9 protein-coding genes, 2 tRNA genes and 1 pseudogene are annotated in these 10,350 nt (G+C 74.1%); 6 read left to right on the top strand and 6 right to left on the bottom strand.

Annotated features, from left to right (window positions below; genetic code table 11):
* Positions 1–163 precede the first annotated feature (163 nt).
* The 4 genes from ABZ371_RS06985 to ABZ371_RS06970 all read left to right on the top strand — a co-directional run bounded on the left by ABZ371_RS06985 (position 164) and on the right by ABZ371_RS06970 (position 3,449).
* A complete protein-coding gene (locus ABZ371_RS06985) occupies positions 164–979 on the top strand; it encodes a YceI family protein (protein WP_358674616.1) in 816 nt (271 codons plus the stop codon).
* Between the two features lie 10 nt (positions 980–989).
* Positions 990–1,460: a PPOX class F420-dependent oxidoreductase gene (locus tag ABZ371_RS06980; RefSeq protein WP_358674613.1), complete on the top strand. Its 471-nt coding sequence runs from the start codon at positions 990–992 to the stop codon at positions 1,458–1,460.
* A 7-nt stretch (positions 1,461–1,467) separates the two neighbouring features.
* Positions 1,468–2,412: an NAD(P)-dependent oxidoreductase gene (locus ABZ371_RS06975; RefSeq protein ID WP_358674610.1), complete on the top strand. Its 945-nt coding sequence runs from the start codon at positions 1,468–1,470 to the stop codon at positions 2,410–2,412.
* Positions 2,413–2,561: 149 nt separating this feature from the next.
* Positions 2,562–3,449: an endonuclease/exonuclease/phosphatase family protein gene (locus tag ABZ371_RS06970; protein ID WP_358674607.1), complete on the top strand. Its 888-nt coding sequence runs from the start codon at positions 2,562–2,564 to the stop codon at positions 3,447–3,449.
* On the opposite strand, the pseudogene ABZ371_RS06965 reads toward ABZ371_RS06970, so the two are convergent.
* The 6 genes and pseudogenes from ABZ371_RS06965 to ABZ371_RS06940 all read right to left on the bottom strand — a co-directional run.
* Positions 3,424–3,633: pseudogene (locus ABZ371_RS06965) on the bottom strand (hypothetical protein); the annotation flags it as partial. The gene ABZ371_RS06970 and the pseudogene ABZ371_RS06965 overlap by 26 nt on opposite strands.
* Positions 3,634–3,643: 10 nt before the next feature.
* The gene (locus tag ABZ371_RS06960; RefSeq protein WP_358674604.1) at positions 3,644–4,378 is read right to left on the bottom strand and encodes a response regulator transcription factor; all 735 of its coding nucleotides are present in this window, start codon (positions 4,376–4,378) and stop codon (positions 3,644–3,646) included.
* Between the two features lie 151 nt (positions 4,379–4,529).
* Positions 4,530–5,423, bottom strand: a complete 894-nt coding sequence (locus ABZ371_RS06955) for an amidohydrolase family protein (protein WP_358674602.1) — start codon at positions 5,421–5,423, stop codon at positions 4,530–4,532.
* A 44-nt stretch (positions 5,424–5,467) separates the two neighbouring features.
* On the bottom strand, positions 5,468–6,352 hold the full coding sequence (locus ABZ371_RS06950) for a DUF2797 domain-containing protein (RefSeq protein ID WP_358674599.1): 885 nt from the start codon (positions 6,350–6,352) through the stop codon (positions 5,468–5,470).
* A 179-nt stretch (positions 6,353–6,531) separates the two neighbouring features.
* Positions 6,532–6,604, bottom strand: a tRNA-Arg gene (locus ABZ371_RS06945).
* A 342-nt stretch (positions 6,605–6,946) separates the two neighbouring features.
* A tRNA-Ser gene (locus ABZ371_RS06940) sits at positions 6,947–7,037 on the bottom strand.
* A 298-nt stretch (positions 7,038–7,335) separates the two neighbouring features.
* Between ABZ371_RS06940 and ABZ371_RS06935 the strand changes: the two genes are divergently transcribed.
* Both ABZ371_RS06935 and ABZ371_RS06930 read left to right on the top strand, forming a co-directional pair.
* Positions 7,336–7,806, top strand: a complete 471-nt coding sequence (locus ABZ371_RS06935; RefSeq protein ID WP_358674597.1) for an SSI family serine proteinase inhibitor — start codon at positions 7,336–7,338, stop codon at positions 7,804–7,806.
* A 268-nt stretch (positions 7,807–8,074) separates the two neighbouring features.
* Positions 8,075–10,350 (top strand): PAS domain-containing protein (locus ABZ371_RS06930; RefSeq protein ID WP_358674594.1); only part of this gene is annotated, 2,276 nt, incomplete at its 3' end.

The raw sequence follows: 10,350 nt of genomic DNA, 5'->3' as shown, positions 1-10,350 counted from the left end.
CCGGGGGAACCGGGGCCCGGGGTGGGGCCCGGCCGGCCGGGCCCGGCCTGCCGTTCCCACCCGGGGCCCGACTCATCGCGTCACCGGGTCGCCTGAGTCACTTGAGTTACCGAGTCACTGCGTCACCGCGCCACCGGGTGACCGAGCAAGGAGAGAACACGGGATGGGACTTCGCGCACAGGTACGCACGCGGGACGGCTGGGCCGTCCAGCACGCCGTCGTGACGGTGACCGACATGACGGGCACCCAGGTGCTCCGGGCAGCCGCCGACGAGAACGGGGCCGTCCGCACCGGTGACCTCCTGCCGGCCGGCGCGTACACGGTGATCGTGACGGCCGTCGGGTACGCCCCCGCCGCCTCGACCGCGCTCGTCACGGCCAGTGGCCGCGTCGAGGCGGGCACGGTGGTGCTCGCCCGGCAGGGCGGCGTGGAGCTGCCCCCGCCGGGCACCTGGTCACTCGACCCGGTCCACTCCTCGGTCGCCGCCGTGGCCCAGCACCTGGGCATCTCGAGCGTGCACGGCCGCTTCACCGAGTTCGGCGGCCGGATCGAGATCGGCGAGGACGTCCAGCGCTCCCGCGTGGAGGCCTTCATCTCGTCGGCCAGCATCGACACGGGCAACGGGATGCGGGACAAGCACCTGCGGTCGGCGGACTTCCTGGACGTCGAGCGGTTCCCGGAGATCACCTACCGCTCCCGGGCGCTGACCCCGGCCGGACCCGACCGCTGGACGGTGCACGGGGTCCTCACCATGCACGGCGTCGCGCGGGACGTCGACCTGGACCTCAGCTACCTCGGCACCGGACCCGACCCGTGGGGCGGGGTGCGGGCGGCCTTCCACGCGACGGCCGAGCTGCGCCGGGAGGACTTCGCCATGAACTACAACCAGGTGGTGCAGGCGGGCATCTCCGCGATCGGCACGACACTGCGCGTGGAGCTCGACATCCAGGCCGTGCAGGGGGATTCGGCCGAGGCTTAGGCTTGCCCGTATGGCACCGAACATCGCGACCAACACCCCCGTGGAGCTCGCCGAACTGCTGGACTTCGTGCGGCCCCGGCACCGGGCGATCCTGCTGACCACCCGGTCCGACGGCCGCCCCCAGGGCTCGCCGCTCACCTGCGGCGTCGACGACGCCGGGCGGATCGTCGTCTCCACCTACCCCGAACGGGCCAAGACGCGCAACGCCAGGCGGGACGAGCGGGTGAGCGTGATCGTCCTGTCGGACGACTGGAACGGCCCCTGGGTGCAGGTCGACGGCTCGGCCGAGGTCATCGACGCCCCGGACTCGGTGGAACCCCTCGTCGAGTACTTCCGCACCATCTCCGGCGAGCACCCGGACTGGGACGAGTACCGGGCGGCCATGGTGAAGCAGGGCAAGTCGATCATCCGGATCACCCCGGAGCGCTGGAGCCCGGTCGCCACCGGCGGCTTCCCCGCCCGCCTGGCCACCGGCGGCTGACAGCACCGTGACGCCCCACCCCGACGTGCTCGCGCGGGCGCGGCTGCTGACCGACCCGGCCCTCGGCACGTCCGTCGTCCACGCGCTGGAGCGGATCACCGGCCGTCCGGCCCGGCGGTCGCACGGCACCGGGCCGGACGGCCCCTTCGTGTACGTGGGAGCCGCGCTGCCCGAGCCGCTGCGCACCCGTGACCTGGTGTGGTTCCACAGCGTCAACGCCGGCACGGACGCCCTGCTCGCCGGCGGGCGGTGGCCCGAGGACGCCCTGCTGACCCGGACCGTGGGCCGGATGGGTGAGCGGATCGCCCAGTACGCGGCGGCCTGGATCCTCGCCGAGTGCCAGTCCGTCCCGGAGCACACCGCGCAGCACGCCCGGGCCGAGTGGCGCCGTCTGCCGGCCGAGTTCGTCGGCGGGCAGACCGTCGTGGTCCACGGCACCGGGCACATCGGGAGCGCGGTGGCCGGGCTGCTGCGGAGGCTCTCGCTGCGGACGGTGGGGGTCCGCCGGGCACCCGGCGGCGAGACCCCGCACTTCGACCACATCGTCCCCGCGGGCTCCGCGGAGGAGGCGGCGGAGCTGGGCGCCGCCCGGTGGGTGGTCTCCACCCTGCCGTCGACCGCGGCCACGGAACGCTTCTTCGACGCCGCCCGCTTCACCGCGATGAGCGGCGCCTCCTTCCTCAACGCCGGCCGCGGCGCGACCGTCGACATGGCCGCGCTGGAGTCGGCGCTGCGCACCGGGACGGTGCGGCGCGCCGTCCTCGACGTCCTGCCCGACGAGCCCGCGGGGCCGCAGGCACCCGTCTGGCGTCTGCCGCGCACGGTGGTCACGTCGCACTCCGCCGGCATCACGGCCGACGAGGACGTCGTCACGGACTTCGCCCGGTGCTGGGAGGCGGTGGTGCGGGGCCGGGCGCCCGCGCTGACCGTGGACACCGCGCGCGGCTACTGACACACCGGGCCGCCACCCGCGCGGAACCGGCCCCCGGCGGGCCCCGCCCCGGTGCCCCCTCCACCCCGCGCACATCCGTTTGCGCGCGGCGCCCTGAGGGGTAGCTCTCCGTACGGCCCGGCACGTCGTGGGCGGACGAGGGGGACGGCATGATCCTGCGCCGGCGCACGGTGGGCTTCCTGATCGCAGCGGGACTGTCGGCGTCGGCGCTCGCGCCGCCCGCTGCGGCGACCGGCCGGGAGCCGGCCGTGCGGCTCCGTGTCGCCACGTACAACATCCATGCGGGGTCCGGCGCGGACAACGTGTTCGACCTGGACCGCCAGGCGGACGGGCTACGGGCGCTGGACGCCGACGTGATCGGGCTCCAGGAGGTCGACGTCCACTGGGGGGCGCGCAGTGAGTGGCGCGACCTCGCGGGCGAGCTGGCCGGGCGGCTCCACATGCGGGTGTCCTTCGCGCCGATCTACAGCCTCGATCCGCCGGCCCCGGGACAGCCCCGGCGCGAGTACGGAGTGGCCCTGCTGTCCCGGTATCCGATCGTGAGCACCGAGAACCACGACATCACCCGGCTCTCCACCCAGGACCCGAACCCGGTCCCGGCCCCCGGCCCGGGCTTCGCCGAGGTGGTCCTGCGGGTGAAGGGGCTCCCCCTGCACGTGTACGTGACTCACCTGGACTACCGGCCCGATCCGGCGGTACGTGCCGCGCAGGTGGCCGACACCCGGCGGATCATGGGCGAGGACCGGGGTCGGAAGATCCTGCTGGGCGACCTCAACGCGGAACCGGACGCACCCGAACTGGCGCCGCTCTGGGAGGAGCTGGAGGACGCCGATCCGGGTGCGCCCACGTTCCCCGCGCTCGACCCGGTGAAGCGGATCGACTACGTGGCGGTGTCGAAGGCGGGCTCCGGGGCCGTCCGGGTGCGTGACGCGGCGGTGGCCGGGACGCTCGCCTCGGACCACCGCCCCGTCATCGCCGACCTGGAACTCCGGCGCGGGGCCGGGGCCCGGCCTACCGCCCTTGCGCCGGCCGGGTGAGGTCGTAGAAGGTCGCGCCGCCCGCCGTGACCTCCTCGAAGCTCTCCTGCACCCACGCGGTGATCCGGGAGGCGGTGCCGCCCGATCCCATGCCTCCCCCCGTGCCGCCCGGGATCAGGTAGTGGATCCTCCCGTCCGCCACGTACCTCTTGAACTGCGCGAGCGTCGGGGACGGATCGCTGCCGCCCACCGCCTCACCCGCCGGGCTTGATCAGGTACCCCGCCCCACGCCGGGTGTGGATCATCGGAGGGCGCCCGGCGTCGATCTTCTTGCGCAGGTAGGAGATGTACAGCTCGACGACGTTCGCCTGACCCCCGAAGTCGTAGTGCCACACCCGGTCCAGGATCTGCGCCTTGCTCAGCACCCTGCGCGGGTTGCGCATCAGGAACCGCAGCAGTTCGAACTCCGTCGCGGTGAGGTGGATCGGGACGTCCCCCCGGCTCACCTCGTGACTGTCCTCGTCCAGCACCAGATCGCCGACGACCAGCGCCGACTCGCCGCGGGCCGCCGTGCCCGAACGCCGGATCAGCCCGCGCAACCGGGCCACCACCTCCTCGAGACTGAACGGTTTGGTGACGTAGTCGTCGCCGCCCGCGGTGAGCCCGGCGATCCGGTCCTCCACCGAGTCACGCGCGGTCAGGAAGAGCACCGGCACGTCGGAGAGCTCGCGCCGCAGCCGGCCAAGCACGGCGAGCCCGTCCGTGTCGGGCAGCATCACGTCCAGGACGACGGCGTCGGGCCGGAAGTCGCGAGCCGCCCGGACGGCCCCCGCACCGTCCCCGGCGCTGCGCACCTCCCACCCCTCGTACCGCAGCGCCATGGACAGCAGTTCGGCGAGCGGGGCCTCGTCGTCCACGACGAGCACGCGTACGGGATTGCCGTCCGGCCTGAGCAGTGCGGTACGCCCCTGGGGCGAGGTCGTCGTCATGCCCCGAGACTCCGGGGCGGCCGTGAGAGCGGCCTTTCGCCTCCCTGTGAATTCCCTGAGAAAAGCATCGGGACCGACCACCGCGGGCCACCCGGCGACGCACCCGCCGGGAAGCGCCCCGAGGCCGCCCCCGGCGGCAGGTGGGGGATCGTCAGCGCACCCCGAAGAGCTCGCGCGCGTTGCCGTGGCAGACGGCCCGCAGCCACGCGTCGCCCAGCTCCAAACGCTCCAGGGCGTGCAACTGGTGGGCGTACGGGTACGGGATGTTCGGGAAGTCGGTGCCGAGCAGGATCCGGTCCCCCAGATCCGCGAGCCGCCCGCGCTCCGCGGCGGGGAACGGCGACAGCCTCTCCGCGAAGTCCGTGAACGCCATGGTCGTGTCGAGCCGCACCTCGGGGTAGGCGTCCGCCAGCGCCAGGAACTCCGCGTACTCCGGCATCCCCATGTGCGCGACCACCAGCCGAAGGCGCGGATGACGGGAGAGCAGCCGGCCGACCGGCCCCGGCCCGGTGTACGCGCCCGGCGCGGGCCCCGACCCGCAGTGCGTCACCACCGGCACCCCGGCCTCCGCGAGCAGGCCCCACACGGGCTCCAGCAGCGGATCGTTCGGGTCGTACGCGCCGACCTGGAGGTGCGCCTTGAAGACCCGTGCCCCGGCCTCGACCGCCTCGCGCACATAACGCTCCACGCCCTCCTCGGGGAAGAAGGTCGCCGTGTGCAGGCAGTCCGGCACCCTCGCCGCGAACCCGGCCGCCCAGCCGTTCAGCCAGACCGCCATCCCGGCCTTGTGCGGGTAGAGCATCGAGGTGAACCCCCGGACGCCGAACGAGCGCAGCAGCGCCAGCCGTTCGTCCTCGGCCCGCCGGTAGGTGATCGGCCACTCCACACCGGTCAGCGGGCCCGCCGCGTCGAAGTAGGCCCACACCTTGCGGAGCACCCGCTCGGGCATGAAGTGCGTGTGGACGTCGATGAGCCCGGGCAGGCCCACCCTCTCCTGGAACCGCTGGACGTCATCGCGGTCCCGGTCGCAGTCGACGCCGCTCATGCGCCTCACCCACCCCGTCCGTCCGGTCGTTTCCGGCGACCCTGTCAGAACAGCCCGTCCTGCACACCGGCGGCCCCCACCGCCGTCACAGGTACGGTCACACCCGCCCGCGTGCCGGCACCCACCAGATCCCAGCCGGTGACCAGCCGGGTGTCCAGGACGACGACCCCGTCCGCCCCGGTCTCCAGGTGGAGATCGGGCCCGGCGGCCGCCACCAGCCGCCCGGCCACCACCCCGCCGTCCACCAGCCCGGTCACCACCCGCGCCACCGGCCCGGCGTCCATCCGCCCGAACACACCGCCGTGGTCCACCGCCCCGAACGGCAACCGCTCCAGCGCCTCGGGCCACCCGGCGCCCTCCAGAGCGGCGGCCCGCCCGTACAGCGCCTCCACCTCCGCGACCCGCTCCGCCGGCCCCGGCAGCACGCCCCGCACCGCGCGCTTGCGCGCGTACGGGATCCGGTCCGGCACACCGAGCGCCGCACGCAGCAGCTCCTCCGTGCGCCTCGCGGCCATCAGCGGCCCGCGGCCCAGCCAGGTGAACACCACGGCCCCCTGCTCACGCAGCCTCGCCCCGTCCCTGGCCTCCCGGGTGATGCCCACCTTGACCATCCCCGGCCCGAACCAGGCGAGGTAGACGCGATACGTCCGCGGGTCGTCGGCCATCGTGTCGGCGGCCACCGAGTGCGCCCGGTCCAGCCGCCCGCACTCCGCGCACCGCGCCCCGGTGCTCCGTACGGGAACCACGGCGCCCACAGGACACGGATTGCCACGCGCTCCCACGCAGTGCCGCTCCCCCTGCGCCCGGAAGCCGAGCTCCTGCCCGTACTCCAGGACACTCACCCGCTCCTGCCCCGGCCGGCCGGACCGCCGCCAGGCCAGCACGGGCCCCGCCCCGGGCCAGCTCAGCCCCGCGCACCGCCACCCCATACGCCCACTCCCGGCTCGTCATCAGCTCGGCGGCCCGGCACCACGACCGACCGCCCCACACGGTTCCCCGCGCATCCGCACCCCGTCGGCGGGCGTGACCCGGGTGCGCGCGGACCCCCGGGGGAGCGCGGGAACGCGAGAGGCCCCCAGGATTTCTCCTGGGGGCCTCTGGTCTGCTGTGCACTCGGCAGGATTCGAACCTGCAACCTTCTGATCCGTAGTCAGATGCTCTATCCGTTAAGCTACGAGTGCCTTCCCGCGGTCTTCACCGCCGGTCCGCCTCCCGGGCTTTTCTGCCTGGTCGGCGTTGCGGGAACAACATTACATGACCTGCGCCGTGACGCGAAATCCATTAGCCATAGCGCCTCTGAGCTGGGAAAACAGCGTTCTGAAGCAGGTTCTCGGCCTCACGTCCCGATGCCCGCCGGACGCCGGAACCCGTCGATGCCCGCCGGACGCCGAAGCCCGTCGGCGTCCGCACCGCGGGGAGCGAGAGCGGAGAGCGGAGAGGGAGAGACGCACCGGCGAAGAAGCGGGATCCGGCGCCGGGAACGAGCGAAGCCCCGTGCCGGGGGCACGGGGCTTCGGATCCTGCGGAGGCGGAGGGATTTGAACCCTCGATGGGCTTTAAGACCCAAACCGCATTAGCAGTGCGGCGCCATAGACCGGACTAGGCGACGCCTCCAGCACACCCCACGCGAGCGCGGGTGGTGCGTGCAGATGATGACACAGTCGAGCGCGCTGTCACCAATCGCCGCCCACGGTACTAGCCGGGTGGGCGGCGAGGCAAAGCGCCTTGCGGCGGGCGATCCGGTCGGCCCCCCATGAGTTGCGCAACGTGCGGGCGTGCGGAGCGTTAGAGAGTGCGAGGGCTCCGCCCTCCGTCCGTCACCGCCCGCGTGCCGGGGGCGCGCGCTCAACCGCGTGCGCTCCGGGCAGCCCGGCGCGCGCCCCGTGCGCCGGAACACACACAGGAGCCCCGCATGCTGCGCCGCCTCGCCCTCACCGCCGTCGCCTCGCTCGCCGCCCTGTCCGCCGCCGCCCCCGCCGCCACGGCCCTCTCCCCGCTCGTGCCGTTGCCCCCGCTGCCCGTGATCCACGACGACTGGTTCGGCGGGCAGGAGACCCGGACCCGGCTCACGGTGACCGTGTCGGAGTCCGGCAACCCGGTGGCCGACGGGGTCTTCGAGCTGGAGTGCGGTCCGGCGGGCGGCAGCCACCCGGCCGCGCAGCGTGCCTGCGACCTGCTGGACGAGGCCGCGGCGTCCGGGAAGAACCCCTTCGTCCCGACGGACCGGAATGCCATGTGCACCCTCCAGGCCGGCGGCCCGGCGGCCGCGCGGGTCCAGGGGACGTGGCAGGGGGAGGACGTCGACGCCCGCTTCAGCCGTTCCAACGGCTGTGAGATCGCCCGGTGGAACAACCTCGTCCCGGTGCTCCCCTCCGCGCGGTGACCGTCCCGCGAAGTGACCTGCGCCGATGTCGGGCGGGAGCCACCGGCGCCCGCCCGGCGCGTGTTCGCGCACGTCGTAGGGGGCGTGCGCGGTCGCACCGGCACCACCGGCGTACACCGTGTGCACAGAACCTTGGTGAGAGCTCCCCCTCATCCGCCGCCCTATGGGCCGGTCCAGCCTTTAGACTCGTCCCATGACAGCCTGAGGCCCGAGGGGCAGGATGGGGCCCGCTGTCGGCAAGGTGCGGCATTCAGGGAGGAAGCGTCTCGTGAGCAGCAGGCCATCGAGAGGCGCTGCTCGCCTCGCTGCCATACTGGACGCCCTCCCGGACGGGCTCCTGCTCGTCAACTGCAACGGCACGGTCGTCAACGCCAACACCATCGCCCTCGAGATGTTCGAGACCCCGGGCACCGCGCTCGTGGGACGCGGGCTGCTCGATCTGCTCCCGGAGTTCGATTCCAGGCTGATCCCGGGGTCGATGCGCAGGCCCGATGCCGCCGACGAGCAGGGCAGGACCAAGCCGACACGGATGACGGCGCGCCGCACCGACGGCAGCGAGTACCCCGTCGAGGTCACCAGCGCCAGCCTGGACAGCGGCCAGGCCGGGTACAACGACATCCACTCCAGTTACACGGGCGACGAACTCCTCATGCTCGTCGTACGGGACCTGTCCGGCACCGTCGACACCGAGGCCGAGCTGGCCCGTTCGCAGCGGCAGACCGAGATGATCCTCCGCGCCGCCTCCGAGGGCGTCGTCGGCACGGACCTGGACGGCCGGGTCGTCCTGGTCAATCCCGCCGCCGCGCAGATCCTCGGTTTCCGCGCCAGCGACCTCGGCGGCAAGGAGCTGCACACGCTGGTCCTGCACTCCCGGGCGGACGGCGAGCCGTTCCCGTACGACGGATCACCCCTCGCGGACACGCTCAAGTCCGGCCGCAAGCACCGGGTGCGCGGTCAGGTGCTCTGGTCCAAGAGCGGCGGCCAGGTGCCGGTCGACCTGACGACCGCGCCGGTGCGCGACGGGGACCAGCTGGTCGGCGCCGTGATGACGTTCACCGACCGCAGGCCCTACGAGGAGCTGACCCAGCAGCACACCGACGAGGTCACCGGGCTCACCGAGCGGCACGCCGCCGAGATCGCCGAGCTCACGGAGAGCCACCGGGCCGAGGTCGCCGGGCTCACCGAACGGCACGCCGCCGAGCTGGCCGACCGGACCGAGCGCCACGCCTCCGAAGTCGAGGAGCAGGCCGACCGCCTGTCCGCCCTGGAGCAGCGGCACACCCAGCTGACCGCCGTCCTGGGAGAGTCCCTGCGCGGTCCGCTGGAAGAGCTCCGCGGCGAACTCTCCACGCTCGCCGCCGACCCGGCCGGCCAGCTCTGGCCCGAGGCCAACCAGATCCTGCACCACCTGGCCGCCGGCTACGCCCGGATGACGACGCTCATCGACAACGTCCTGGGCTACCAGCGCCTGGACGGCGGCGTGGAGGAGCTCGTCAAGCAGCCGGTGCTGCTCGACTCCGTGGTGACCGCCGGCATCGACGGGGCCGTCGAGCTGATCGGTCCCGGGCGCGCCCAGTTCGCGGTGCACGCGCCCCCCATCGAGGCCGAGGTGGACCCGGGCCGGCTGATCACGGCGCTGGCCCACCTCGTCGCGGACGTGGCCGGCGTCGACTCGACCGGCAAGGCGCGGCTGGTCCCGGGCGGCGGCTACGTCGACTCGACCGTCGTCGTCGCCGCCGCCCAGCGCGGCGAGGTGGTGCGGATCGAGGTACGCGGGCCGTTCGCCGGCGGCGACCCGGTGCACGTGCCGATCGTGCGCGGGATCGTGCAGGCGCACGGCGGTGTGCTCCAGACCCACGAGATGCCGGGCATGAGCGGCAGCGCGTACGTCCTGGAGGTGCCCATCGGTACGGGCGCCGGGACGATCACGCCCGCTCCGGCCCAGGTGCCCGAGGAGGCGCACGTACAGGCGCCCGAGGAGGTCCCGGTACGGGAGCCCGAGGCCGCCCCCGAGCCCCCGTCCGCACAGGGTGGCCGGCGCAGGGCGCGCAGGGGATCGACGGACGCCTTCCTGGAAGGCGCCGGGGACGACTCCGTGGACGCTCCGCAGGCCGGGGACACGGCCGCGGCGGAACCCACCGGGCGGCGCAGGGCCCGGCGCGCGGCGGCCCCCGACGGCCAGCGCCCCGAGCACGACGTGATCCTCCCGCAGCAGAGCGGAGGTTCCGGCCGCCGGCGCGGCCGGCCCAGCCCCGCCGAGACGGGCCCCGATGCCGCGGCGGCCGAACCCCGTCGCGCCCTCGCCCTCCCCGCGGCGGCCTCCTCCGCCACCGCTCCGTCCGAGGGCTCCGTGGTGACGGCGGCCGAGGGCGCGCAAGGTGGCGGCGGGCGCCCGCAGCGCGGCCGGACGGTACCGCCGCAGGGCGTGCCCCACGAGGCCCAGGGGCGCCCCGAAGGCGGGCACCAGCCCGCGCTTCCGGCCCTCGCCTCGCCCGAGGCGCCGCCGCAGCAGTCGCGTACGGGTCAGCCGGCCCAGCAGCCCGG

Origin of the sequence: Streptomyces sp. NPDC005899, from assembly GCF_040629645.1 — a bacterium.
GTDB lineage: Bacteria > Actinomycetota > Actinomycetes > Streptomycetales > Streptomycetaceae > Streptomyces.
Note: the sequence above shows the minus strand (reverse complement) of the source record. Positions and strands in the feature narration are given on the sequence as shown.

Coding starts and splice junctions, on each gene's coding strand:
- ABZ371_RS06985 (WP_358674616.1), top strand. CDS start 164: ATGGGACTTCGCGCACAGGTACGCACGCGGGACGGCTGGGCCGTCCAG.
- ABZ371_RS06950 (WP_358674599.1), bottom strand. CDS start 6,352: ATGGGGTGGCGGTGCGCGGGGCTGAGCTGGCCCGGGGCGGGGCCCGTG.
- ABZ371_RS06970 (WP_358674607.1), top strand. CDS start 2,562: ATGATCCTGCGCCGGCGCACGGTGGGCTTCCTGATCGCAGCGGGACTG.
- ABZ371_RS06980 (WP_358674613.1), top strand. CDS start 990: ATGGCACCGAACATCGCGACCAACACCCCCGTGGAGCTCGCCGAACTG.
- ABZ371_RS06960 (WP_358674604.1), bottom strand. CDS start 4,378: ATGACGACGACCTCGCCCCAGGGGCGTACCGCACTGCTCAGGCCGGAC.
- ABZ371_RS06935 (WP_358674597.1), top strand. CDS start 7,336: ATGCTGCGCCGCCTCGCCCTCACCGCCGTCGCCTCGCTCGCCGCCCTG.
- ABZ371_RS06955 (WP_358674602.1), bottom strand. CDS start 5,423: ATGAGCGGCGTCGACTGCGACCGGGACCGCGATGACGTCCAGCGGTTC.